Raw genomic sequence first — 26173 nt, 5'->3', positions numbered from 1 at the left:
GCGGGTTGGAGTAAGGGCACCTGCTTGCATACTATGACAATTGCCCTAGCTCTTGCCATGTGCCGCTAGGCGAAGGATCTCGCTTTGAATACTGCGTCAGCGGCGCAGAGCGCGCTTCTCATCACAAATTTTCAATAGGAGAGGTGTGTGAAACTGTACGAAAAGCTCGCTGGAGAAATCGAAGCTATGGTGCAGCAAGGGGTCCTACTGCCCGGGGAACGCGTACCTTCCGTACGGCAAACGAGTCAGCACCATAGACTGAGTCTGACGACGGTAATCCGAGCATACGCGCGACTCGAGAGCCGAGGTATCATCGAGAGCCGTCCGCAATCCGGCTACTTTGTGCGCAAACGCTCAGGCGAGCCCGTCGTCGAGTTGCGCGCGTCGCGACCCAGCGAGCGCCCGTCGCCGGTCGACGTCAGTGCGCTAGTGCTTTCCACGCTACGATCGATCCGTTCTGACGAGGCGATAGCGCTGGGCTCCCCCTATCCGGATTCATCATTGTTTCCCTGGCAGCGAATCACCCAGTACTCGAACAACATTGCCAGGAGATACACCAAATGGAATGTGCTGGATGACCTGCCGCCTGGCAGCCCACAGCTCATCCGTCAGATTTCTCGTCGCTATCTCGAGAATGGCTATGCCATTGACCCCAACGAGATGATCATCACCATTGGTGCCACTGAGGCCATCAACCTTTGCTTGCAGGCAGTCGCCAAGCCCGGTGATGCAATCGCGGTGGAATCCCCAACCTACTATGCCATGCTCCATGCCATCGAAAGACTAGGCATGCGCGCGGTTGAAGTCGCCACAGACCCCACTGAGGGTATCGACCTGGACGCGTTGGCTAAGTTGATTGACGAGAAGCAGATCTCCGCGTGCATGGTAATGCCGAACTTCCAGAATCCGCTGGGTTTTCAGATGCCGGACGAAAAGAAACGGAAGCTCGTTGAATTGCTGACGGAGAAGGACATACCGGCGATTGAAAATGACGTTTACGGCGAGCTCTATTACGACGCGAGCCATCCAAGCTCCCTGAAGACCTATGACAAGGCCGGGATTATTCTGCATTGCTCCTCGTTTTCGAAGACCCTAACCAATGCGTCGCGCATTGGCTGGACACTCGCAGGCCGCTACCACGATCGTGTGGAAAGGTTGAAATTCCTGAATACTTTAACGACGCCTTCGTTACCGCAGCTGGCCATCGCCGAATTTCTGAAGAACGACGGATATGACTATCATCTGAGGCGCGTCCGCAAGGCGTACTCGCAGCAGGCGAAGATCATGACGGCCAGCGTTCGCCGGTTTTTTCCGGAAGGTACCACTACGTCGCGGCCGGCAGGTGGCTACGTGCTGTGGGTACAGATGCCGGAAGGCATCGATGCCATGGACCTGTACCACGCCGCGCTCGAATCGCGAATTACGGTCGCACCGGGCCACATGTTCGCCCCGGATTCACCTACAGTCACTGCATCCGGCTGAACTACAGTTGGGAGTGGTCGCCGGAACTCGACGCTGCGTTGCAGACGCTGGGAAGACTGGCGACGAATCTGTACGAACGGAGTCGGTAGACTACCGTAGGCGGTTGCATCCTCCTGACGGGCGCCTCGCGTGGCATCAGTTCACGCTATCGAACTATCCCGACGATGATGCCCAGCACGATCAGGTAAACGGAGGCATTGAACAGCGAACGGTGCCACACCAGTCGGTAGACATCTGCCCAGGACAGCACTGCTCGTACTAACGTCGTCAGCGCCAGGGCGACAAGCATCCATAGCAGCAAGGCTGGAACGAAGACGCCATATACATCGAAGTCGTTCATTTGCATGATTGGCTTCCTAGGCGTTCTCGGGGCACGGAAACAGTGCGAGCCGGATGCCGAGCAACGATGCCAGGACATTGCGTTCCTCAGTGCCTGGCATAGTAGGCAGGGATCGGACCGCAGCGTCAATGCGTGTCGACAAGCGCGACGACGGAGGCACCTGCGCGTTGGCACGCAGACAGTGGCGATAGTAACGTGCTAGCTCGACGAACACGTAGTCAACGGCACGCTGACTGCCGGCGGAGAGCGCACCTGCGTTGTGCTCCAGCGACTGGGCGCCCGAGCTGACCAGTAGTTCCGATAAACCGCTTCGCATCAAAGCTTCTTGGCCTGGCGGCAGGATGGCGATTAGCTGGCGCATCCGGTCGAACATCTGGCCCGGAACGTTTGACCGCGCAATGGCAGGGCGGGTGCCAAAGCCGGTGCCGATCCCGCGCCAACTCGCTCGCAGTATCCTGCGCGCCACCACGTCGACGCCAAGCGGCCGGGAAATCACAACCCAGGCCGCAACGAACAGAATGCCGGCCGAGGCTGCAAGGCTTGCGTTGAAGAGATCGCCGAAGTTGGCGTCGTAGATTTGCTGCACGTTTGCGAAGGAGGCCGTGGTAACAGCCAGCAGCACACCTGTGATGCCAAAATCCGCACGGGTCATCAGGAACCCGATGCATAGATAGGGCAGGGCAAACAGCGTGACCAGCGACACAAAATCGTTCGCGTTGGGCAGCACGATGAACTGATAAAAGCAGGCTAGCAGCAGGCAGGCGACACTCGACACTACTATGCGTTGGACGGCGCGGCGGGGCACTTCCATGGTGCTGACAAAGCATGCCGTCAGGGCAGCCAACCCGACGGCGCCCGCGCCGTCGATCCAGCCGGACAGCATCCAGATTGCGCCGGCAAGGAACGTGGCGGTTGCGGCAGATGTCGATTGGATCAGGATCAGGCCATGATCGCGGTGAACGGCCAGGACGGGCACGGCACGTACATCGCCGGGCACAGGCTGAGCTAAGGCTGGGCTCTGGCCGGCGATGCTGCGTTGCAAGTCGCGACAGTCCGTCCATAGGTCAACCAGTAAGTCTAGCTGGCGGGAAGTGGCAACGACAAGGTCCGAATGCCAGTCGCCCGTGCGGCGGGCGCTGCTATGTGCTATTGCGGGACGAGGCTGCGTCGTCGTGGGTGTTGCCGCCCCGATCCATTCGACGACATCGAGGATCTCGACAGAGAGCCAGTCGGGAATGCCAAACGGATGTGCGCGCAGTGCAGCGAGCATGTTATCGAGCGTGTCCAGTGTGGGTAGCATGCTCAACATTCGCGACTCCAAGACGACACCGAGGTCCAGTGCCCGAATGCTATCGGATTCATGAGCGGCCTGTGCCATCAGGTTGCGAATCATGCGGAGTTCTTCAGTTAGCTTGCGGTGCCGCTCAAACTGGACGCGGGAATCGACGCGGGCCATCAGGATATCGGTAGTCCATGCTCGAGCGTGCCCGAGCCATTTTCCGAAACGATCCTCCAGCGCAGATGTGATACTCGTCGGGAAGATCAACGCGCTGATGACACTAGCACAAGCGATACCGATGACGATCTCCTCGACGCGTAGTAAGGCAATATCAAAGATAGTAGATGGGTCGGTCACCGCTGGCAGGGCTACGATTGGTAGCGTGTAGGCCGCCAGCAGGAAGACATAGCTGCGCGGAGACGGCTCCAGCAACGATAGATAGAGCATGGCCCCAGTCCACAACGATATCGCTGTCATGAGCACCACGGGTTCATTGACCAGCGCTGGCACCATGGCCACCGCTGCGGCAGCGCCGATCAAGGTCCCGGCCACCCTGTAGAGCCCCTTCGAGCGGGTGGCGCCCGTCAGCGGGCTGGACACCAGGTAGACGGTTGCCATGGCCCAGTATGGGCGCGAGAGGCCGAGCGCCAGTGCGATGTAGAGCGCCAGCATGGCGGCGCCGAACACCTTGATGGCGTAGATCCACCGCCGCGCATCCTTGCCTAGCCACGACGCCGGTTGGCGCGTGGCCATCACGCTTCTCGATGCGAAATGCATGGGCCATCCATCAACTGGTCATGCCGGCCAGATGCATTGCACCGCGTATCACGCACGCGAGAGCGAACACGGCACCAAATCCTCCCAGCCACAATGCCAGCAACCAGAGCAAGCGATTGCCCAGCGGAAGTTTTTCTTGCGTTTTCATCAGTGGTACCCCTCACCACGCTTTACTTTGCCGCGGAAGACGTAATAGGACCACGACGTATAGGTCAGGATTATCGGCACGATAAACAGCGTACCTACGAGGGCGAATCCCTGGCTTTGCGGCGCGGATGATGCCTCCCAGATCGAGATGCTCGGCGGAATGATATTTGGCCAGATGCTGATCGCCAAGCCGGTGTAGCCTAGGAAGACAATAACCAAAGCAAGTAGGAATGGCGAAACGTTGGGCCGACGCTGAATCACCCGATAAAGTCCCGCGGCCGTTGCTACCACCAGCAACGGGACTGGCAGAAAGTAAAACAGGTTGGGAAACGAGAACCAGCGTTGTGCGATCTCCGGATGGGTCAGCGGCGTCCATACGCTTACTGCCGCAATGAACGCTAATACGATGCCAATTAACACATTGGTCAACCGAAGCATGGTCCATTGAAGTCGACCCTCTGTCTTCATGATGAGCCATGTGCCGCCGAGGAACGCATAGGTGACAACGACGCCTACACCGGTGAAGAGGGGGAATGGCGCGAGCCAGTCGAATGCGCCTCCCACGTAATGGCGCCCATCCATTGCGACACCATCGATATATGCACCCAACGTGACACCCTGAAAGAATGCGGCGGCAAGGGAGCCGCCGATGAACGCCTTGTCCCAATGCGGACGGCTGCGATCGCTTGCCTTGAAACGAAATTCGAAGGCGACACCGCGGAAGATCAAGCCAACCAGCATGAACATGAGTGGCAGGTAGAAGGCGCTCAACAGAACCGAATACGCCAATGGGAAGGCAGCGAGCATGGCTGCCCCGCCCAGCACAAGCCAAGTTTCATTTCCGTCCCACACCGGTGCAACCGTGTTCATCATCACATCGCGGTCACGACGATCACCAACGAACGGGAAGAGAATTCCGATACCAAGATCGAATCCGTCCATGATGACGTACATCATCACGCCGAAGAAGATTAGGACCGCCCAAATGACGGGAAGATTGATGCCCATTGCTGTCCCCTATTAGTGTTGGTGGTTGCCGAGCGGAGTGACCGGCCGAGCGATGGAAACTGGGAATGACAGCGCGTCGCTGGTGACGTGATCTGCATCGGACGGTCCCTTGTTCACGAGTTTGAGCATGTAGCGGATGCCGATTCCGAATACGAGGAAATACACCACCACGAATAGCAGCAACGAGATGGCAACGGGGGCGAATTCATGATTCGACACGGCGTCGCGGGTACGCAGGAGCCCGTAGACCACCCAGGGTTGCCGACCGATCTCGGTCGTCATCCAGCCCGCTAGCAGCGCGATCAGGCCGCTCGGACCCATGACTATGGCCATGCGAAGAAAGGCCCTCGATTGATAGAGGACATCCTTCCGACGCAACAACCAGCCAAGCAACCCGAACAGAATCATCAGGACACCGAGACCGACCATGGCACGAAACGTGAAGAACAGAATGGTTGAGTTCGGACGATCTTCCTTTGGGAACGACTTAAGTCCGGGGATCTGTCCGTCCAGCGTGTGGGTCAGAATAAGGCTGCCGAGTCGCGGAATCTCGATAGCGTAGCGGGTTTCTTCGCGCTCCATGTCCGGGATGCCGAACACAATCAACGGGAAGCCGCCGGTGTCACCGGGCTTCGCACTATTCCAGTGGCCCTCGACAGCCGCGATCTTGGCTGGCTGGTGTTCCAACGTATTGATGCCATGCGCATCCCCCACTACTGCCTGGATTGGCGCCACCACCAATACCATCCACATAGCCAGCGAGAACATCTTGCGGATGGCCGGCGTCGATCGACCTCGCAGCAACTGCCACGCCCCTGCTGCGGCGACGAAGAGCGCGGTCGACAGCATGGCAGCGATGACCATATGTGCCAGGCGATAGGGGAATGACGGGTTGAAGATGATAGCGAGCCAGTCGGTCGGAACGACCTTGCCTGCCACAATCGCGTATCCCGTCGGAGTTTGCATCCAACTGTTGGACACCAGAATCCAAGTGGCGGAGATCAATGTTCCCAGGGCGACCATGAGCGTCGAGAAGAAATGCAGTCCCGGACCGACGCGATTCCAGCCATAGAGCATGACGCCAAGAAACCCGGCCTCCAGGAAGAATGCGGTAAGCACTTCATAGGTAAGCAGTGGGCCCGTCACGCCACCAGCAAACTCGGAGAAGAAACTCCAGTTCGTCCCGAATTCGTAGGCCATAACTAAGCCGGATACGACGCCCATTCCGAAATTGAGAGCGAATATCTTGACCCAAAAATCGAAGAGAGTCCGGTAGACCGGGTTCTTCGTCATGAGCCATCGGGCCTCCAAGAAGGCGAGGAAGCTCGCCAGCCCAATCGTGATGGCGGGAAAGATGATATGGAACGAGACTGTGAACGCAAACTGTATTCGCGCCAGCTCAAGTGCTGTGAGTCCGTGCATCGCTTGTACTCCTCGAATTGGCGTCGGTGCGGTTTTAGTGCCGCGTGACGCGATGCCGCAGAGTAAGAAACATGACGACTTTCGGGGAGATACAGTTCTGGCCGTTTCGCGGAGAGTCAGTGCTGAATCGGACTGAATGGGACAAGCGGCAAGGGGGCATGGCCGCATTCGGGCAATGAACGAACATGACTGTTCTTGTTCGCTTTGCATGTGACTGTGTCTAGGAACGAAGGGGCGTGGCGTGCCAGACGAGCGTTTGGAGGGATTTCCTTTCCGGCGAAGGACTTGAAGGCTGAGAAGACAAGTACGACTTGTACGCTGTGACGACACTGTGCGAGTACACCGGTCTGCGATAGGAAATGACTGTTTCACGTTCCCCAATGATGCATGCGGATTTGCCGGCGCGGCATGGGCGAAACTGGCATTACGGACATCAAAAGTCTGTAGTGTGGAAGAACGCCATCATCTGTACCCTGCGGCACGGGCTGCATATTGTCAGACTAGCTCTTGGCTCCGATTTTGACGTTTCGCCAAAATTCAGACGTGAGCCGAACTCTGTCAGAGAGATATGCGAATAGCGTGTCGGTCTCAATGGCGAAAGGACGCCCGGCACGCTGAATATGCGGAGATGCGCGATGCTAAGTTTTGATGAGGCACAGGTGTTTTTTGCGTCCTCCATTGAGTCCGTCGCCGAAAAGGAGCGAATCTGGCTCGGTGGTGCGGCAGGACGAGTGTTAGCACGGGACGTGGTGGCTTGCGCTGACGCCCCCTCAGCGGACAAAAGTGCAATGGACGGCTACGCCATTGCTATGGCTGACGCGACAGTTGGGCGGATTTTTCCAGTTCAACAAGTCTGCTACGCAGGCATGGCGCCTGAGGCCCTGGAGCCAGGCCATGCTATTCGACTGTTCACCGGCTCGGTAATGCCGGCAGGCGCCGATACGGTGATCCGCGCGGAGGAGGTGGAAGTATGCGAAGGAGGTGTCCGATTGAGCACGTGCCGAGAGCAGGGTGCACATGTCAGGAGGAAGGGCGAGGACGCAAGAGTTGGTGATGTTATGATCACATCTGGCACTGTCTTGACAGCCGGACACATCGCCACGCTGGCGTCTCAAGGGATTGAGTCGGTGTCTGCCTACCGTATTGTGGAAGTCTCACTGCTGATTACTGGCGACGAGCTGTCTTTCGAGGATGATGTTTCCTCACCACACAAGGTGCGCGACGTCAACGGACCCATGCTCGAATCCATGGTGGAATCTCTTGGGGCGATCGTCGTTAACCGACGGCACGTGCGTGATGACGAGCGCGAGCTGTACCAGACGATCCTCGAACTAGCTGGCGATTCGGATATCGTGTTGATTACGGGAGGTACCTCTGGTGGCGAGCGTGACCTGGTGGGACCCGCACTCATTTCTGCCGGCGGACATCTGTTATGCCACAAGGTAGGTATGACGCCCGGCAAGCCAGTTACGCTGGGTCGGGTGCGTAACAAGATCGCGGTGTGCCTGCCGGGCAATCCGGCCGCCGCGTACACCACGTTTGCCTTGCTGGTGACTCCAATGCTAAGAAAACTTCAAGGCCGTGAGGCGATCTTTCCGCCAGTTAGGTGTGTCCGGACGGACCTTCCCGAGCCTGCTGCGAATGATCAAGACCAGTTCTTCCGGGCTTCGCTGTCGGGCTCGGAGAACGGATGCGATCGTGTGACTATCCATGCGCAACAGGGCTCGGCATCCGTGTCGTTGCTGGGAGATGCAATGGGATTCGTGCGAATCGCGCCAAGCGCCAGATCCCATGGTAAGAGGCTGCTCCCCTTTTATGCACTTGACAGATGGTTGAGCTAGCCAGGGTGCCTAGCTTGGTGCCGTGGGCTGGCTAGGTAGCTAACCAACGGTCTCTAGAACATCACTACACGATTGCGCCCGTTGGCCTTGGCTTGATAGAGCGCACGATCCGCAGAGGCGAAGGTGGCTTGCCTGGCCTGGTCGGTGCTTTCTGTACGTTGTGTGACGGCCGCTCCAATACTTACTGTGACCACGCCAGTGGGCGATTGGCGATGCTGAATCGCCAGGTTCGCAACACCGACGCGTAGCTTTTCCAGCGCGCCTTCGAAAATTGCGCGCTGGAGCCCGCATTGCGACAGGCCGAATTCCTCGCCGCCCAGTCGTCCGGCAATCATCTTGTACTCCTCTGCGATGGTTTGCAGCACCGCGGCGACCCGGCGAAGGCAGGTGTCTCCGGCCTGATGACCATAGGTATCGTTGTATTGCTTAAACCAGTCGATATCGACCATCACCGCGCCCATCTCGACTCCGTAAGCGGCGTCTTCCCAGGATCGCCGAATGCTCTCAAGCATGTAGCGTCGATTGAATAGATGTGTGAGTGGGTCCGTGGCCGTCGCGGTCCGCAACCTGAGATCGTTCTCTATCATCGCGCGCAGGTGTTGGAACACGTCGGCGTGCGCAAATGTGAAGCGGGCCGGCTGCGGGTCCATGGCGCACAGAGCCCCGACAATATCGCCCTCGGGCCCACGTAGCGGGATGGCTGCATAGGAGCGTGCGAAAGGCGCCGACCTAACCAGTACGCAGTCGACAAACCGCGCATCCGTTAGCGTGTCGTCCACGATGAACAGGTTATCCGCCTGTACGGCGTAGTTGCACAGCGACTGCGCGCGTGGAATGGGGAGGACGGACAGACCGACCTCAGCACGGTAGTGCTGGTGCTCAGCATCGAGCAGCAGTACCGCGGAAATGGCGGCCTGAGTCACACCTTTTAGGATGGCTGTGGCGTGGCCAAAGCACTCCCGCATCACCTGGTCGTCATGAAGCAGCCATTCAAGGATGGGGGACTCGCCGCGGGCAGGCGATTGGTCGCGTCCGAATGTCAGGTCGGGGCCGCGCGGAAGGATGCGATGATTCAAGGGCAATTCGATTACGCCGGAAGTGATTCTCCAACGTCAACGGATTGCCGAGTGAAATCTTGAATCGTTTCGGATATCTAGCTTTGATCGTGCAGCCTAAGGTGCGGAGGTCACCAGAGCGGCAGATTTTCTTTGCTTGTGTCGTCAACGAGCGTGCGTTGAGCTGGCGCAGTGAGTTGCGGTTGCCTGATGGGCGTGCGCGCGCGCGGCATTGATAACTTGAAAGTCCGGGCCAGCGTGGGCTGCAATACTGACGCCCAGCGTGAGGGTGGCGAGAAGTAGCGATAAAGCGGTTTTCATGAAGGAAATGTGCCTCAGATGGTGGTTTATGGTGGGCGCGTCGGCACGCGCCCACCATTCGTTCGTAACGCCCCCTGTATGGGTTTGGACGTCTGGTCAGGCTGCGCTGTAATCGTCAGTCAAGATGCTACGTGCCGGAGGCGCAGACACGCCGGTGTGATCCATACCTGCAATCGTATGTGCGACGTTGCTGTGGGCGCCGTCGGAAAACTGACTGCGCTTGCCTTGCACATTCGCGCCATCAGTGTAGACATCGGCTTGCTTGACGCCGTGGGCACCGTCAGAAAAAGGATCTGGACGATTTACACCGTTTGCACCGTCGGTATAGGTGCTGAACGTGCTTTGGCGAAGCGCATAGTCGTACGTGTCAGCGTTTGCGCCTTTGGCTTGTGCTGGCGCATAGATCAGGATGCTGGCACCAAGGATGACGCCCGAGACAAGGGTGGAGAGGTCGACTTTCATGATCTGAGTTCCTATAAAAAAATGTCATGCATCGCAGGTCAATAGTGGTTCGACACCCCTTACTGAGGTAACGCCCTTGTGTTGAAGGATATGCCGCCCTGCTGAAAGCCATGGTAGGAGACCGAGTCGAACGCTTACGCATACAAAATCGACGCGATTGCAGCGGAACAGTTACGCCGCGCTAGCGTAGCGCGTGAACTGATCTTCAGTCCTTTCTCGATATCTGTATCTCTGCAGAATCCACGGGATTCCCTAACCTTGCGCGCAGCGACTCCGCCGATGTCGCACCGGTCCATCATGGCGGCAACTTTGCTTGCGGCACCCGCGATGATCTGCACCGGGTCCCTTTCTCGGTGTAGTGCCTCAGAATTGGTATGAATCAGAGACTTTTGCTCGTAGTCCCCGTTTTGGTGACGATTCTCGCAGTCATCTGCGCCGTCCCGGCTTGCGTCCATCTATGGGACTACTATAAGGCTGCACCCTGGACGCGTGATGGCCACGTGAGGGCGGATGTCGTGCAGGTCGCTCCCGACGTTTCGGGCCTCGTTACACAAGTGCTGGTGAAGGACAACGAAACGGTGCATCGGGGACAGGTCTTGTTCGTCGTGGATCCCGACCGCTTTGCCCTCGCGCTCCGTAAGGCAGAGGCTGGGCTCGTCCAGAAGAGAGCAATGCTGGCGCAGGCGCGGCGTGAGAGCGCTCGCAATCGTGAGCTGGCTTCGGTTGTCGCCACGGAGACCACTGAGATGGCGCGTGCAAGGGTGGAGGCAGGCGAAGGGGAAGTCGCGCAGGCTATTGCAGCCGTAGACGAAGCCCGTCTCGACCTCGCCCGTTCCCATGTCGTGGCACCCGTAGACGGCTATCTCAATGACCGCCTTCCCCGCCTGGGGGACTATGTCGTGACGGGCAAGCCAGCACTATCGATGGTCGACCAGCACGCCATCTATGTCGAAGGATATTTCGAGGAAACCAAACTCCCGCGCATCCATATTGGCGACGCCGCGGACGTTCAGTTGATGGGCGAGCGCGTGGTGCTGCACGGCGTGGTGCAAAGTCTGTCCGCCGGTATCGAGGATCGTGACCGCAATGTCGGCGCCAATCTTCTTCCGAACGTCAATCCGACATTCAACTGGGTACGACTGGCCCAGCGTGTGCCCGTGCGCGTGGCACTACGGGATGTCCCTGCGAACGTCAGGCTGATATCTGGCAGGACTGCGACAGTGAGCGTGCATGAGACGACCGGCGTCGATCAGAAGGATTCGCGATGAGAAGGCTCGCCCTTGTCATGGCGGTCATCGCCAGCCTTTTGCCGACGTTGTTCGCATGTACCACCGTTGGCCCCGACTACAGACTCCCGGAAACCGCACTCGTCAAGGACCCGGCGACCAGTGCCGCGCTGGTCGATCGCGAAAACCACGCCGCGACTAACGAGCCTGTGCCAGACGCCTGGTGGCGCCTTTACAATGATCCGAACGTTGACGAGCTGGTGAGGCGAGCCCTCGTTGCCAACACGAGTCTACGCGTTGCGGCGGCTAACCTGCAGCGTACCATCGAAAACTATCATGAGGTCGAAGCGGAGAACCTGCTCCAAGGCGGCATCAATGCGACGACGCAGCGCACACAGCTGTCTGGCGAGAGTTTCTTGCTCACGAAGAAAGTGCCGGTCCTCAATATTGGCGACTATGGCATAGGCGTGTCGTATCTGGTGGACCTGTTCGGCAAGCTTGCCAGAGCGGACGAGGCAGCGCTGGCGAACGTCGAAGCGAGTCAGGCGGCGCTCGACGCCGTACGGGTTGCTGTGGTTGCTCAAACGGTGCGCGCCTACGTGGAAGGATGTGCCGCAACCCATGAATTGCAGGTCGCGGATCGCCAGCTTGCGCTTCAGCAGCGGGTAGCCGGCCTGACGCGAATGCTTGTCGCCGCCGGCCGGAATGAGCCTGGCGACGTGGCACAGGCCGATGCACAGGCCGAGCGATTGCGTGCATTGCTTCCCCGATTCAAGGCTAGGAAGACTGCGGCTGCGTATCGCCTTTCGGTCATGCTCGGAGAGCCGCCCAGTTCAACAAGGCGTGACTGTCGTCGAATGCCGACGCTGGAAAAGCCATTGCCCGTCGGCGACGGAACGGCATTGCTCCGTCGCCGACCCGACGTTCGGCAGGCGGAGCGCGAACTCGCGTCTTCCGCGGCGCGCATCGGGGTGGCGACTGCGGACCTGTTTCCAACAATTCGGCTCGGCGCTTCCGCCGGGGTCACAGGCGTTCTTGGTGACTTAGGATCCGAGCAAACCGTCCATTGGGGCTTCGGTCCCATGATTACCTGGAACTTCCCGAGTAATGGCGCAATTCCACATATTCACGCCATGCGCGCGGCCTCCGACGCAGCATTGGCGCGATTCGATGGAGTCGTTCTGAAAGCATTGGAGGAAACCAGAACGGCGTTGAGTACCTATGGATACGAGCTTGAGCGGAGTGCCAGCCTTCAGAAATCGCGCGATGCAGCCGCCGTCGCCGCCCGGGAGAAGCGCGAACTGTACACCGGAGGCAAGGTGTCGTCGCTAACTAGCTTGGACGCGGACCGCGTGCTGGCCGATGTGGAACAGGCATTGGCCGATTCGGATGCGCAGGTCGCGCTACAACAGGTGGTGCTCTTCGAAGCTCTGGGCGGCGGATGGGAACATGCGCCGGTGCCGATGATCAAGCATGGGGCAGAAGATTGAAACTTGTCTGCAATCCGACTTGAAGAAGTCTACTGAAGATTGGAGAAAAATTTCCGCGCCGCGCCCCGAGTCGATCGGTGGTTTCTAAAGGGAACAGGGATCTGCCGTTCCACGATCGGCCTGTGGTCGAAGCCCGCCCAGCTTGGAGAGTACAAATCCGTCGATTCGCTAGAGGAACAGTCCTGCCTGCTCAGTCGCAAGCTGCCCCCGGCAAAACTGTTTCGCTCAATGTATCGGAGGTCTGTAACCTCCGGTCTAGGCCCAACTTTTCTACCATAGTTCTAACGAACTAGGACGCGTCCAGCGACAAGAGATACGTTAGTTGCTACGCGTTACCGTCAATAAGGTCGAAGCGAGCATCGCAACGTTTAACTGACAAAAGTATCGAAGCCCAGAGCTACGCCACAGCGTGCGCTCAGAGGGTTCGCCTAGACCGCTCATTCAGCCCATCCACCCAGAGCGACTGGACCATTTGTTCCAGTCGGGGCACTCTTTTTTTCGTCGATCGTAAGCGCAGCGCGCCGTTGCTATACATCGCCGAATCGTTTCTCCAATTTCTCGACAGTCGGTAAATCACATGAATGAGATCAGTAACCCATCCATTGTTTATGCCAACTGGCAGGAGAAGGCACGAGTCGAAATGGAACGCGGCCTGGCTCCCCAATCTGTGGTGCAGCAACGAGCGATGGTTGATCGATTCAATCGGCACCTGTTGGCGCATGGGGTAAGCTTGGCGACCTTCGAAAGTCAGCATATCGAATCCTTCTGGCTAACACCTGCCGCAGATACACACGCGCCCAGCACGCGTACTCGATACCTGAAATTGCTAGATCGGCTTTGCCAGCATCTAGTTGCGATCGGCGTTCGCGAAAGCAATCCTGCCACTCAACTTGCGAGCAGTGCCGTCTGGCCCGCTCGAGGTTCAACCCCGCCGTTCCTTTCTGAGGAGGCGGATCGTCGCCTGCAACGCTTTGCGCTTCCCGGCAAAGCCGATAGCACATCGCTTCTGCGTAGGCGTGCAGTCGTAGCGCTCTTCCTCGGGACTGGTATCACGGCTCGTGAAGGAAGATCCGTCGTACTTCAGGATCTCTATCCATCAGGAACATTTCCACATTTGCATGTCCCCGGCACAGCGGCGCAGCAGGGCAGGCGAATTCCGCTGGAACCCTTTTCTATTCCCGTTCTTGCCGCGTGGCAGGCCCGACGCAGGCAACTGCGAATTCAGGGTGACTTACTCTTTGCGTTACGTGCGTCGGGAGAACCCATTACCGACATGAGCCTTGGAATTTTTGTGCGAGACGCGCTTAACGAAATCGAGTCCGCCACTGACGACATGGGGCCTCGCATCCTCAGAAACACTTATTGCAGACGCCTGCTGATCGCCGGTGTATCTCGCGAACGAGTGTCAGAGCTGCTCGGCCTGACAAGCACCCATACTTGCGACAAAATTCTCGCGACCATCGAGTCGACGGCGACAGGATGACTGTCGCGAGCGACGCCTGCTCTCGTGTACCGCCAGACGGCGGAACCTCGGACAGGCGTCGCTTGTATTGATGGCTTTGCTTATTGTTTCCTTGCCCCGTCGGTGTAGGGGTCGGGCTTGCCAGTCTTAGCACCGTCTGTGTAAGGGTCGGGTTTTGTTGTCTTGGCGCCGTCGGTGTAGGGGTCAGCCTTCCTTGGCGCCAGGTCACTTCGCACGGAAGTCTTGGCGCCATCAGTATAGGTATCGAATCTTCCCGACTTAGCGCCGTCTGTGTACGGATCAGGCTTGCTTGTCTTGGCGCCTTGGGTATAGGGGTCCACCGGCTTTTGCTGCGCGTACACAACCTCCGTCGCACCAACAGTAGCAGCAACGATGATCAGACTAGAGAACAAAGTCTTGCTCATAGAATATCTCATGACATGGGCGCGATTCAGGAGCCTGCTCCGACTGCGCGCCTCATAAAAATCGGACAGGCTGTGTGTCAATAGTACGCTGTTATGTCGATGTAATGGAAGACTTTAGTAACGTTTTGAAAAGTTATGACGAATGCCTCACTAGGTAAGAGCGGAACCCAGAAATAATGGTTTTGTTAGTTGAGGTGCGGGAGCTACACTGCTAGATAAATTACGACTAAAACTCATCGCTATGGGAGTGAAGAAGATATTTATATTCTGCTTTCTATGTGAATCCTGAGAGGCATTTTTATATACCGCTTTCCGCCGGAGTTGAGGTAAGGCGGTTATGTACCTTACGTACATCAAGATGATTAGGAGGAGTCCATGAGAATTTGGCTAGCAGTGGTCACAGCAATGACGCTTTCTGTCAACGTAGCCCACGCAGGTGGTCCTCGCGACCGTTACAACCACGGTGCAGAAACGAATGCGGGTAAGTCATCCGACGCGCAACGTGTGAGCAATAAGGATGGGTACATGCAGGATGCCGAGCGAGTTACCAACAGAGATGGCTACGTTCCCGATACTGCGAGTTCGCTTGTCGATAGCAAGTCGATCAAGCCCGCGACAACCGGGTCGAAAGTTCGACAAAAGAAGCCTGCGGCTCCCGACGGGATGAAACAATAGGGCTGATGCGGTGCGGGGGTGTGGTTCCAGGAACGCACCCCCGCAGAAGATCTTTGGGGCCCGTTGGAGCGCCGGTAGAGAGCGTCTCGAACGAGGCGATCGATTCGAACGGAGTAAGCAACTAGTTCCGATATGCAAAACGCTATGGGAACTGCGCTGGACAGCGTGATAACCGCCACACCCAACATGACCGAGGATGTGATCGGAAGGATCTGCAGATAAGCAGTTCCCGGGCAACGAATCTCGATGAGATTCTCGCCGGGAATGCTTAGGTGAGGGTGCAAGTTAGGCAGGTGTGTGCATCAGGCTGCGCCTCCCGGGGGGGCAGACACACCAGTTCGGTCCATGCCAGCTGTTGTAAGAGCGCCTGTGCCTTTCGCTCCGTCGGTGAACACACTGCGCTCGCTGCGTACGTCACGGGCGCCATCGCTGTACACGCTACGGCTATCGAGTACACCGCGAGCGCCATCGGTGTAGACGCTTCGTTCTTCTTGGACGCTACGTGCTCCATCGGAGTACACGTTTCGCGGCTCGGTGACAGTGCGGGCGCTCACGGTTTCAGCGTGCAGTGCTGCCATGGCGCTGGTTGCGAGAATTAGGGCTTGCAGGGCGGTAGCCAGGGTACGGCGTTGCATGATGAATTTCCTATATAGATCGATCAGAAGATATACGGAATGGTCAACGCCCTGTCGTCAGGTATGTCGGTAGAGGACGTCTCTGAACCATGGGTGTGATGGTAGAAGAGGAAGGTCGAGACTTGCAGGTACAGTTCGTCTTGAACCCCAACGTAACAGATCTGCAATCGCGCGAGGCGACGAGTTCCGTGATGACCAATCTATGGGCCAGGCTGCCTTAGCCTGAACGTTGTTGGGATATCCATGGCCAGGGACAAGAGATTGAGGTTGCGATCGAGCCATCTGCTAAGCCAAGGCCCAACGAACCAGCGGGTGTGCTAGTGTGCAGGCCTTGTCAGACGCTATCGGCAAATGTCAAGCGGCTCACTCAACGTCATCCCGCGTGTATATTGCCGACTACCGGTAGTCGCAGAACTCTCAAACCAAGGCATTGGGGACAGACTAGGCACCGACATACCGCGGTCAATGTGGCCGGCTCGCGGCCGCCTGAACGATGCAGTCACAGCGAACGCAGGCCTTCTTTGGCCGACGATAGCGGATCACTCGCCAGTGCCATCGCCGCTGCTTGGCCTCGAGCTGCTCGGCGATGTCTTCGCCGCGCTAGTTGAGCTTTCTGCCATACTGCGGACGGACGATGTCTTCGTGCCGGACTTCCGGGCCGACTCGGCCTTCAATGTTCGCGTGGCCCTTGACCAAATGCAATAGGGCAACGCTTCCGTTCACTCGTATGGCTTTCCTAGGAACGACGTGGCGGAAGATATCTGATCTCCGACATCTTTGAGCACAACGGGATGCTACGAACATGGAGCAGTTAGCCTGTTCGATGCATGCGACGCCACCGAAAGGCCTCCAGCGTTTTTCAGCGCCAGTTTGATACCGAAACGCCTGGCACACGTGCATGCAGCTTCTGTCAGCCGGCGCCGCTTGATTGAGTGCTTCGCGGATATAGAGATAGATTTCCTCTTTGGCCGCGTGTTGGGAAAAGAGCGGACGGGCTAGCTCAATGATTCGCTCGGGACGCTGAACCATCTGTTTGTACATGCCGATGAGGTCGACATGTGCGTCGAGCAACAGGTAGCTCGGAAAGTCAGTGCCAAGGAACACACTGGCACCGCCAAGGAACGGTTCCACCAGGCGGTTTCCAGCGGGCAGCAGTCTCCGGAGCGTCGGGAGGATCTGCGTCTTGCCGCCCGGCCATTTCAAAATTGGCCCAGCCGAAGCTGAGGTATTGAGGAGAAAAGGAGTGCCGGCTTGTTCCGCGCGGAGGTGAGGATGTTTTTGCATCCTCAGTATAGGTGTGCCGAGCGGTCATGAAATGAATGAAAACTGCGTCTGTCCTGGGCGAGGGAATGACGGTGTGAGGCTCGGACCGCGGCGATCGCGGATGTTCCGACGCATTTACCATCAAGTTTTTCCGCGAACGACCGAAAACACCAGTTACGCTATAGACCATCGAGGTTTCAGAATGAGAATGTGTTTTATCGCCATTTGTGCGGTTTTTGCTGTGACTGCAGGTTGCTCCATGACCGGCACCTCTACCACAGCGGGCTCGCTTGTCCAGCGGGACGCTGAAATGAAAGATGTGGCTCGATGTGGAGGACTAGGTGTTGATGATCGCGTGGGCCTGAAGATTGCTGCGGAGAAGGACGCATATAGTGGTGAAATATCAGCTGAGCGTGCAACGGAGATTAGAATTGACGCCATGCGCAACGGTCTGATGACCGGTGATGAGAAAAAGTACCAAGCCTACGTGCAATGCATACTTGAACTCGACAAACGGCGTGCCTCTAATCTGTCCTCTGCTGAGCGGCTTGCGCAGCCTTTCATCAAAGTACAGTTGAGTCGACCGTCTGCGAAGCCTGACCATGCAATGCTTAGCGTCGAAAACACGGGCGGAGAGCTAACCGAACTGTCTGTTCACCCTTTGACATTTCTCTACATTGGCGAGTTACAGATTGCAGGCGCTCCACGTACTCAAGCGGATAGTCAGATTCGCGCAGTTTACGTTCCGGTCATTTATGCATTCAGCTCAGTTCAGGAATATCTCGGAAACTATAGTGGGCGCTTATACGAGGTATTTACAACGAACGAAAGGGAATTTTACAACAGAGTATCTGCATTCGCGAATTCAGATGGTCGTCGACTGAATACTTATGCTATCCATTTTGCCGTTATCGATTACAAAGACAGGTTTGGCGAACGTCATCGAAGAGTTTTTGACGTGACGACGGGGCAGCGTGAACTCGATGGCGATGCTGCTGCTCGACTTGTCAGCACGTATCGCGACTTAGTTAAGAGCGACGTATATATAGACACGCATAAATTGGAAAAGGCAGAATTTGAGAAAATTTGGCCGAAAGCCGCATCGCCACGTACTGCAACAACGCCGTGGGGAACTCCAGCCTGAGCGTCTCGATTCGATGCCTACTCTCATGGCGGTTCGGCAGTCAGTTCGCTACCGGGCTTTCAACGCTGCAGACGTGTATTGGCCTCGAGTGCACGCTTTGAACTCAACGCATTGGAATCGAGCGCCAGATGGAGATGGCGATTTCCCTTCTGTAAAAGCGGCTCATCTTGTTGCCCGCCGATCGAGATCGCGGTGTCGGTCAACGCACGCCCAATCGCGAAGTGGATCGCGGCAGCGGTCTGCGGTGAAGTGCTCGCGTCGACAGCATATCGCGTCAAGGAGTCGTAGGTCTGCAGCGACGGGATCCTTCGCTTGTATTGCAGTAGTCGTCTGGCCTCGCCATTGTCGAGCACAGCTTTTGCTGCAAGCCACTGCACTGACGATGGCTCGGCCGCCTTAACGGTGCATTTTGCGACATTGGACATGATGAACTCATCCGCTGTCACCGCGAACGCTACCTGCACCTGATATTCGCCAGGCACTGCGAAGGTATATCCGCCGGACTGGCAACCTAGGGCGATATCGCGCACATGCGGCTCGCCCGGCTTGAGGCTCAGTGTACCGTTGCGCCTGCAGAAGCGCGTGGCAGGTCTGTAGCGAAAGCGCAGACCGTCAGGCCGTGTGAGCCAGATTTGGAACGATGGATAGCCTGGGTCAATTTCGTTTGGAACTGCCACTGCTCTGCGAGCATCGTTGGACAGCGAAAGTGAGACATCCAATTCTATCGGCTCAAAGGGCCATAACGCTTCGGCCGACAGACCGATATGTAACTCCAGCTTACGCTTCCTTCTCGAAGGCGATGCGAATGGATCGCCATCCCCGCTTGGGAATCCGGCTGGCCGTGTTCCGTAAGCCGCGCATCCGGGTCCAGGCAGGACGCTGCTCGCCAGGGTGCTGTCTGCTGCCTGCGAGAGAAAAAGCCGCTGCCTGTCCTCGAACTCCAGCGTACCAAATGCGCTCCCCTGTGGGTGTGTTTGCATGATGCTGTCACCATCGACATGCCAAAGGTTAAACGCATGCCCGATCTCATGTAGAGCGATGAGACTGATGAATTCGCGTGACGCCTGATCCGTAAGATCCGTGCCCATCGCGCTGGCAATGGCAGTAAGGAATACCGCGCACCCCTGGCGAGGCCCCAATTCTGAGTCGCGGCCGTCGATGTCGAACATTAATCCGAACTGCTGCGGCGCTTTTACTAGCGAGTCGGTCAATAAAAGCCCGATAGTTGGCACACCCGGACGCTGCACTGGCGTTAGGATCCGCGTTAGCGCTTCCATCATCTGATCCTCGCCCACGCCGAGCGGGCTGACCAGGTCGGGCACTCGACCGCGCCGCGAATAATCGCATGTGAGCTCGATTGCCGAGTTACCCGAGGCCTCTCGCAAGTAGGCGTTGATCGGTCGTCCGTTCAAGCTCAAGTCCGAGACAATCGGGAATCCGGGCCGCAAGTTGAAGTCCGCGACATAGCAGGTGACGGGAATCATGGATCAAGGCGTTATGGTCAGCTTTGCTTGCTTGGTGTTTGAAAGCGTGTTACCGGCCGGATCGACGACGTATTTGTAGGCGACGGTGACGAGATAGTTTCCGGCCTTCAGTTTGGTAGTGTCCACGGTAACAGTCTTGCCGTCCCCCGAGAGCTTTGGAGCGGCCGAAGCGTCCACGAGGACAGGTGGCGCTGTGTCGGTGGTAGTCGAGCTTCCGAGCGAGGTTATCTCCTTAACCGGCCGGTCGAAGACGAACGTAGCCTGTTTGACACTGGTCGGCTGGGTCTGACTAATCGGGACCAACGATGGCGGGCCAAGTGCGGCACTTGTTGTTCTAAACGCGGGTTGTGCAGCCTTCTGGACCCCGCCTTGCGTGGCCGCTGTTGTGGTGCCGTCCAGCTTAGCCTTTACGGCGACCAGTGAAACCTTCGAGCCATTGTCGTTAACTGCATAGAGCACGGGGCCAAATTGCTGGGGGAGGTTAACCACCGCCGGTTGCGTCCACGCTCCCGGCTGGGGAAACCCCGTACCGAGCGTTGGCCCGGTGGTCGTTACCGTTGAACCCGCCGCAGCGCTAGCGTTATTCACAAGCTGCGACGTGGTCTGTGTCCGGAGAAGCGTTTCTGCTGCGATGTCGGCTTTAGCCCTAGCGCTGGCGACCGTGGCACGGTCGGATCTAACCGTGTCCGCGCTCGCACCGTTGGCCAGATTACTGGCCAACGTGGCTTCGGCTGACGCCAGGTTCGAGCGCGCGGTATCGAGGGCAGTCTGTGCAGTGTTGATCTGCGCCTGCTGCGCGACCGCCGCTGCGGTCTGCATGTTGTACGCCTGGACTGCATAGGTTCCAAAGCTGCTGGCGAGTTGCTGTCCCACGGCAGCAGTGCTAGCTTTGAACTCGATTGCCGTCAAAAGGCCCTTTTCATCCCGAGATGCTTGAAATGTGTAGGAGCTAAGGTACGAACTAGTGTCGATCGCATACGACCGGCTTCGGTCAGGGAGGAATATGACCTCGACATTAATCGTACCGTCCGCTTGTGGAACGGTCTGAAGGTAAGGTTTAGGCAGATAGTAGCGCAGTCCTTTGGTGGCGTCCCCATCCTTCACTTGACTGACGTTTACGTTCGCGCAGCCGGTTATCAGAAGCGCGGCGGCAACGATCGTGTGCGACGCGCGAAGAGCAGCAGAGTCACTGATCATTGTCCTGCTCCCGGATTTATGGGTACCTGAATCGAAGTGTCGCCCTGACCACCGATGAAGGTAAGGATTTCCCCGTCCACCACGATTTTGTATAGATAGGGCGCAGGAAATCCGTCGACAGTCGGCCCGGCGGCCGCGAGCAACGGAATTGCACTTTGAACCGCAGCGATCACGGCTTTCGGGAGCTCCGTGCTGTCGCCGAGAACGCTCACTGTCGAAAGCACGCCATTCTGAAAGTACAGCGCCATCTCCGTGCGTCCTCCGACGATCGTCGGACTGACTGTCATGATCCTACTTTGGTCAGGGAGGTAGCGAATCTGCCATCGCAGGCCGCCCTTGCCGTCGGAGTAGACGATCAGGTAGGGCGAGTTCTCGTAATAGCGGATTCCTTGGCTAGACGCGGTGTCTGGTTGATGGGTCACGTAAGCCGCGCAACCAGCAAGCAGCCCACAAGCTGCAGCCAACCCGAGTATCCTGTGCGCAAGAGCAAAAGGGAATATGCATATATTCGACAAATGTATTTTTCCGTAGCCGATTCGGATCATTTGGAATTTCTCCAAAACTGTAGCTTTCTTTTATACATTCCGGAGCAGGATAAGTAGGATGGAAATGTGCCTTTGCGCACAGAATGTAGCGTTTGACGATGCGAATTTCGCCGTCGAGCCTTGTTAGGCAAGGGCCATGTCGTACGCCGTGCCGGACGTTAGGCATAGAGGCCTCGCTGCTCGCGCAGCAGTGCAGCAATGCAGCGGTGCCAGCGGTGCCAGCGGTCGCTGGGCGCCATGGCCAGTGGGAGCCAACCTAAGCCGCCCCCACTATCTTCCTGTGATGGGAGGGGTAGTCAGGATGTCGGAAATAATCAGACGTCCTTGGCGTTCCCTTATTCAGGACGGGCCAAACCGATGAGAAGGAGGGCACGGGGCTTGCGGTATGCGTAGGTCAGTTGCTATCGCGCGCTGGGAATCCGGTAGGCAACGCAGGTGCTGGCCGGCCAGTCCCCAGTGCCCTCGGCAAGCGCAGCCATCGCGGGCCCTGTGCTGCATTCGCCAACTTCCCATCTCTCCTCCCCACGCAGTCCTCATTCTCTGCAATAGCGCCACAGCGGGAGCGACGCTGGACACCTTCTTCTCCTTTGTTACAAAAGAAATTTTTGACGAAAACTGCCAGCAATAAGCGCCGGTTTCCTCCGGGCCAATCTCCCTGGCGCCGTCAATTGATTTTTTTTGCGTTATACCTCTCCGCAAGTCGCTTCGTCGGCATGCAAAACCGAGGTCAAAGACCTGCTCAATAACATCGCTGTGGAAGGTGGCTTCGCGTCTGAGACGCCGCCATCTTTCCATGCTCGCTTCGCTGGAGTTTCCCTATGGGCGTACGCTTTTGCTGTTTCATTGCCATTTCCAACCTGGCTAGGACCCCCGACCCCCTAAGCTTCCACCGTTCGCTGTTGGCACAGCAATGCTCCACGGTCGCGGTGGTCGCGCCAGCTGGATTTGCCCCCGTATCCCCGGACACGGTCACACCGTTAAATTGATAAGGCCATCGCACGCCTGAACCCCCGCGGGGAGCGGTAACTCAGGGCGCTATGGGGATGCTGCTCGTTGTAATGCTCAAAGGCGATAGCGAGGTTGCGAACTGCTGTCTCGGCATCGGGCTTGGGCATGAAGGCGACGTAGTCGCGCTTCATGGTCTTCACGAAGCTCTCGGCCATCCCGTTGCTCTGCGGGCTGCAAACCGGCGTGGTCAGCGGCTTCAGGCCAATGGCCGACGCGAACGCCTTGGTCTTGTCAGCCGTGTAGCCCGAGCCGTTATCGGTCAGCCATTCAATTTCCACTGGCGCCTTCATTGCGTTACCGAAGCGATTCTCGACGGCGGCCAACATCACGTCACGGATCACTTCACCACTATGCCCACCAGTGGTTGCCGCCCAGCTCATCGCCTCGCGGTCGCAGCAGTCCAGGGCGAACGTCACGCGCAGCGGCTCCCCGTTGTCGCAGCGGAATTCGAAGCCGTCAGAGCACCAGCGCTGATTCGTTTTCACGACAGCAACCTTGCCATCATGTCGGCGCTGAGGCCTCGGCGGAACCGCTCTGCGTTGCAACAGCAGGCCGTGCTCACGCATGACCCGATAGACCCGCTTCGCGTTGATGGGAGGCGCGCTCCGATGCTCTCGTTCCCTACGCAGTACGCCCCAGACCCGCCGATAGCCGTAGCTGGGCAGATGCGCGACTGCAATGCGAATCTCTTCGACCAGCCCGGCATCGTCGGTTTTCCTCGCGGCACGCCCGTCCTGCCAGTCGGCAGAACGAGCCAGCTTCTCTGCCACATTCGAGCGCGCTACACCGAGAACTTCGCAGACCCGCTTCACAGGTCGTCCCCCGGCAATGAGGGTGAGCGCGCAATCCATTTTCGCGACTTCATCACCTCCACCGCTTCTCGGAGAATCTCGTTCTCCATGGTCTTCTTGCCCAGCAGGCGCTGCAGCTCCCGAATCTGCTTGAGCGCGTCGCCCAACTCGGAAGCGGGTACCACCTCCTCGCCAGCACTGACCGCAGACAGACTGCCGTCCTGGTACAGCTTGCGCCGTTGGAAGAGCTGGTTTGGATTGACGCCATGCTGGCGCGCCACCATCGATACCGTCTTGCCCGGCTCGCAGCTCTCGCGCACCATCGCAAGCTTCTCTTCAGGCGACCAACGTCGCCGACGCTCCGGCCCCGTCAACACTTCCACCAATTCCTGCTTCGTTTTAGTCATAAACACAGTCGTATGCCTACCCGCTATTGTAAGTGGGTGACTGTGTCCGGCGTTTCAGGGGGCCGCTCCACCAGCTTCATATCCGCAGCTTGCTGAGGGATTGCTCACCGATGCGTCCTATGAGTTCGAGACGAGCAGCCGGGAACGGTTCTGTTACGACGACATCAATGATCCGTGGTTCTACAACTACTGTCGAAAGCTGACTGTGCTGATTTCCCCGGGAAAGCCGCTGGAAGGTCGCAGGACCGTCGGTGAATGGTTCAAGGCGGTTGCCGCGTTGGTCGAGGATGAAGAGAAGTATCCCGAGACCGATGGTCGCGGTCCGTTCTGGGAGTTGCTCCGCTACGGCATGACCGGCATGACGTTCGGTCCTGTGGTCTGCAAGAAGCTCGTCGCCGACTTCGATGCATGGGAGGCGGCTGTCAAATCGGTAGGCGAAGAGAAGTTCTATGAGTATCACATGAAGCTTCGTCGGTGTTTCGCCCACGCGGGTGAGAACGGCCTGGTGGTGTTTCCCTTTGGTTGGGTTACCCGCTTGGATGACCTTCCGCCCTACGGTGAACCCGTGCTCGGGCTGGACCAGAAGGGTGAGCAGCTCGTCTGAGGTGATAGCGGTAGCAAGCTCAAGCGGGCGTCCTTGTGGCGCTCGTTTTTCTTTTCGACTGATGAGGTGGGGTGCGCAATGCGTGCTTGGCTCAGCCGCGAGCGGCGAGGGTGACCGATGTCGATTGTGCAGGAATGGCGACGACCGCATCGCACATATCCGTGCAAGATAAGCGGCCTTATTCTGTACTCTAAGAAAACCGGCGCCAAAGGCCGACTGCTGCAATGCTCTTTCTCGGTAGCTGTCGACTCGCCGAGCCGTGCCAGAGCCATCACAGCCAAGAGAGCGCCATGTCGTCTGATGCTCAGAGCGGGTCTTCGGAGTTGCTTACGCGACTTCAAGGCTGCCAAGGATGAGACCACTTACTCGCTCGAATCAAGCGACAGCGATTGCACCAAGAGCACTTCGCCTACTTCCGTGGCATTGTCCAAGGTCTCACCCCGCGGGTCCGCTGGGATCGCTATCTCGCGGAGGCCGGAAGTGCCGATAGGTGGCCGGCGGCGCTATCGCAGCAGTGGTCGAATTCGCGCCGAGCTAACCGCGGCGGCGCGTAAGCGAAACGCAAGGTTGATACAGCAAGTTCCACCGTCGTGCCAGCGACATCGAGTTCAAGCGCCAGATCCGGGCCCGTATTGCTGTCGGACTTCGGTTTGACCACCTGGACGACGCGGATTCGTTTGTTAGTGGACTCGGACAGAACTGTGCTGAGCTCGTTCGCGAGTTTCGCGACGGGAGCGGGCGTTGTTGAATGCTGGCTGCTCTTGTTCATGAAGCTCTGCGGAGTCGGGTCTTTTCTTGCACAGCGTGGTCGGCGACTCATTGTTTTAGCTGGCGACGATGCTTTAGCTGTACAGCTAAAGCTGCAAAATGACCGGCAACCCCATACATCGCAAATGGCACTCCGGGGTTGGTTTGATTCCGTGAGGCCCACGTTTGGAGACGTGGGGCTCGGCGAACGCGTTGCATCCGTACACCCCAAAGTATAACAAATAATATATATTTATTTGACGGGAAATGAGGTTTTGCAGCACTCACGGAGGGTCGCATGGGCGAACGGTGCGTGTCGGAACGTGCGCGTCAATTAGGGCGCGATGTGCGGTTGCTGCGGCTGTCATGGAATCTGACGCAGGCCGAGGTGGCAGCGCTTGCGGGCGTCAGTCTACGCTCTGTCAAGGATCTCGAGCGCGGCGCGGCGACACTGCGTACGCTGGTGCGGGTCATTCTGCGACACCATCAGTCAGGTACTCAAAACTCTTTGAATTTTGAACTGTGGTCTTATCAGTTGACTTACTGTGCGTTGAGCTCTACGCCAAATGTCAAGCTGCTGCCTAGCAATCTCTGCAACGCTATAACCCAAAGCAGCATGTGGATACTTTAAGGAGTAGCACGAGTACGCGACGCTTGGCGCGGACGGGTTGGGTTCCACCATCACGAGCTTCCCCTGCTCAAGTTCCTTTTCAAACAGCGCGACGGGTGCCGTTCGGGGACTGCGAGACGTTAATCCAGCCCGATTTTGGCATGCTGGCACTGGACACCGTGCCAGTGCGGGGGAGGTCTTCACGAGAGCGGCGAACAGGGAGTGGATCTCGCCGTCGTGGGTATCTCGTTCAGCGTGGAACAACATTTCCATGCCCGCATCGCACGGGGTGAGGCGTCAGCGGCGAAACTGACGCCTGCTCCTGA

21 protein-coding genes and 1 pseudogene are annotated in these 26173 nt (G+C 57.7%); 8 read left to right on the top strand and 14 right to left on the bottom strand.

Annotation, left to right across the window (positions count from 1 at the left end; genetic code table 11):
- Positions 1 to 147: 147 nt before the first annotated feature.
- Positions 148 to 1571: pseudogene (locus ACO550_RS04655) on the top strand (aminotransferase-like domain-containing protein).
- Positions 1572 to 1627: 56 nt separating this feature from the next.
- Here ACO550_RS04655 and ACO550_RS04650 read toward each other — a convergent pair.
- The 5 genes from ACO550_RS04650 to ACO550_RS04630 are packed head-to-tail and all read right to left on the bottom strand — an operon-like array spanning position 1628 to position 6455.
- Positions 1628 to 1828 (bottom strand): DUF1656 domain-containing protein, encoded by a 201-nt coding sequence (locus ACO550_RS04650; RefSeq protein WP_315591760.1) that lies wholly within the window; start codon positions 1826 to 1828, stop codon positions 1628 to 1630.
- A gap of 10 nt (positions 1829 to 1838) precedes the next feature.
- Entirely contained in the window at positions 1839 to 3878 is a 2040-nt protein-coding gene (locus ACO550_RS04645) for an FUSC family protein (RefSeq protein WP_315591759.1), read from the bottom strand.
- Between the two features lie 10 nt (positions 3879 to 3888).
- Positions 3889 to 4026: a DUF2474 domain-containing protein gene (locus ACO550_RS04640; RefSeq protein ID WP_315591758.1), complete on the bottom strand. Its 138-nt coding sequence runs from the start codon at positions 4024 to 4026 to the stop codon at positions 3889 to 3891.
- Entirely contained in the window at positions 4026 to 5033 is a 1008-nt protein-coding gene (cydB, locus tag ACO550_RS04635) for a cytochrome d ubiquinol oxidase subunit II (RefSeq protein WP_315591757.1), read from the bottom strand. Before cydB ends, ACO550_RS04640 begins: the two co-directional genes overlap by 1 nt.
- A 12-nt stretch (positions 5034 to 5045) precedes the next feature.
- Positions 5046 to 6455 carry a cytochrome ubiquinol oxidase subunit I gene (locus ACO550_RS04630; RefSeq protein WP_315591756.1) on the bottom strand — a complete coding sequence of 470 codons (1410 nt, stop codon included), beginning with the start codon at positions 6453 to 6455 and terminating at the stop codon, positions 5046 to 5048.
- A 635-nt stretch (positions 6456 to 7090) separates the two neighbouring features.
- Between ACO550_RS04630 and ACO550_RS04625 the strand changes: the two genes are divergently transcribed.
- Entirely contained in the window at positions 7091 to 8296 is a 1206-nt protein-coding gene (locus ACO550_RS04625) for a molybdopterin molybdotransferase MoeA (RefSeq protein ID WP_315591755.1), read from the top strand.
- Between the two features lie 53 nt (positions 8297 to 8349).
- Here the strand turns inward: ACO550_RS04625 and ACO550_RS04620 are convergent, their stop codons facing one another.
- Both ACO550_RS04620 and ACO550_RS04615 read right to left on the bottom strand, forming a co-directional pair.
- Positions 8350 to 9372, bottom strand: coding sequence for a diguanylate cyclase (locus ACO550_RS04620; protein WP_315591754.1), 1023 nt, complete (start codon positions 9370 to 9372; stop codon positions 8350 to 8352).
- Positions 9373 to 9768: 396 nt separating this feature from the next.
- Positions 9769 to 10134, bottom strand: a complete 366-nt coding sequence (locus ACO550_RS04615) for a hypothetical protein (protein WP_315591753.1) — start codon at positions 10132 to 10134, stop codon at positions 9769 to 9771.
- 374 nt (positions 10135 to 10508) lie between these two features.
- Here ACO550_RS04615 and ACO550_RS04610 point away from each other — a divergent pair, with 374 nt between their 5' ends.
- The 3 genes from ACO550_RS04610 (at position 10509) to ACO550_RS04600 (ending at position 14333) form a co-directional block, all read left to right on the top strand.
- On the top strand, positions 10509 to 11402 hold the full coding sequence (locus ACO550_RS04610; protein WP_315591752.1) for an efflux RND transporter periplasmic adaptor subunit: 894 nt from the start codon (positions 10509 to 10511) through the stop codon (positions 11400 to 11402).
- Positions 11399 to 12850, top strand: a complete 1452-nt coding sequence (locus ACO550_RS04605; RefSeq protein ID WP_315591751.1) for an efflux transporter outer membrane subunit — start codon at positions 11399 to 11401, stop codon at positions 12848 to 12850. Before ACO550_RS04610 ends, ACO550_RS04605 begins: the two co-directional genes overlap by 4 nt.
- A gap of 577 nt (positions 12851 to 13427) precedes the next feature.
- Entirely contained in the window at positions 13428 to 14333 is a 906-nt protein-coding gene (locus ACO550_RS04600; RefSeq protein WP_315591750.1) for a tyrosine-type recombinase/integrase, read from the top strand.
- An 80-nt stretch (positions 14334 to 14413) separates the two neighbouring features.
- Here ACO550_RS04600 and ACO550_RS04595 read toward each other — a convergent pair whose 3' ends face one another.
- Both ACO550_RS04595 and ACO550_RS04590 read right to left on the bottom strand, forming a co-directional pair.
- The gene (locus tag ACO550_RS04595) at positions 14414 to 14737 is read right to left on the bottom strand and encodes a hypothetical protein (RefSeq protein WP_315591749.1); all 324 of its coding nucleotides are present in this window, start codon (positions 14735 to 14737) and stop codon (positions 14414 to 14416) included.
- Between the two features lie 1910 nt (positions 14738 to 16647).
- Positions 16648 to 17331: a DNA adenine methylase gene (locus tag ACO550_RS04590; RefSeq protein ID WP_315591748.1), complete on the bottom strand. Its 684-nt coding sequence runs from the start codon at positions 17329 to 17331 to the stop codon at positions 16648 to 16650.
- Between the two features lie 100 nt (positions 17332 to 17431).
- On the opposite strand from ACO550_RS04590, the gene ACO550_RS04585 reads away from it, so the two are divergent.
- On the top strand, positions 17432 to 18454 hold the full coding sequence (locus ACO550_RS04585; RefSeq protein WP_485994267.1) for a hypothetical protein: 1023 nt from the start codon (positions 17432 to 17434) through the stop codon (positions 18452 to 18454).
- Between the two features lie 59 nt (positions 18455 to 18513).
- Here the strand turns inward: ACO550_RS04585 and ACO550_RS04580 are convergent, their stop codons facing one another.
- The 4 genes from ACO550_RS04580 to ACO550_RS04565 form a co-directional block, all read right to left on the bottom strand.
- A complete protein-coding gene (locus tag ACO550_RS04580; protein WP_315591746.1) occupies positions 18514 to 19938 on the bottom strand; it encodes a hypothetical protein in 1425 nt (474 codons plus the stop codon).
- Between the two features lie 3 nt (positions 19939 to 19941).
- A complete protein-coding gene (locus ACO550_RS04575) occupies positions 19942 to 21135 on the bottom strand; it encodes a hypothetical protein (RefSeq protein ID WP_315591745.1) in 1194 nt (397 codons plus the stop codon).
- The gene (locus ACO550_RS04570; RefSeq protein WP_315591744.1) at positions 21132 to 21680 is read right to left on the bottom strand and encodes a hypothetical protein; all 549 of its coding nucleotides are present in this window, start codon (positions 21678 to 21680) and stop codon (positions 21132 to 21134) included. Before ACO550_RS04570 ends, ACO550_RS04575 begins: the two co-directional genes overlap by 4 nt.
- A 977-nt stretch (positions 21681 to 22657) precedes the next feature.
- Positions 22658 to 23862, bottom strand: a protein-coding gene (locus ACO550_RS04565; protein WP_315591929.1) for an IS3 family transposase whose coding sequence is annotated in 2 segments (ribosomal slippage) — positions 22658 to 23544 and positions 23544 to 23862 — 1206 coding nt in all. Because the reading frame shifts where the segments join, the coding sequence is not laid out codon by codon here.
- Between the two features lie 124 nt (positions 23863 to 23986).
- Here ACO550_RS04565 and ACO550_RS04560 point away from each other — a divergent pair.
- Positions 23987 to 24490 (top strand): hypothetical protein, encoded by a 504-nt coding sequence (locus tag ACO550_RS04560; RefSeq protein WP_315591743.1) that lies wholly within the window; start codon positions 23987 to 23989, stop codon positions 24488 to 24490.
- A 460-nt stretch (positions 24491 to 24950) separates the two neighbouring features.
- Here ACO550_RS04560 and ACO550_RS04555 read toward each other — a convergent pair whose 3' ends face one another.
- Positions 24951 to 25259, bottom strand: coding sequence for a hypothetical protein (locus ACO550_RS04555; protein WP_315591742.1), 309 nt, complete (start codon positions 25257 to 25259; stop codon positions 24951 to 24953).
- A 276-nt stretch (positions 25260 to 25535) separates the two neighbouring features.
- Here ACO550_RS04555 and ACO550_RS04550 point away from each other — a divergent pair, with 276 nt between their 5' ends.
- Positions 25536 to 25868 (top strand): helix-turn-helix domain-containing protein, encoded by a 333-nt coding sequence (locus ACO550_RS04550; protein WP_485994264.1) that lies wholly within the window; start codon positions 25536 to 25538, stop codon positions 25866 to 25868.
- The last annotated feature ends 305 nt before the right edge of the window (positions 25869 to 26173 follow it).

This window comes from Cupriavidus sp., from assembly GCF_057315035.1.
This window is presented reverse-complemented; position numbering and strand designations above follow the sequence as displayed.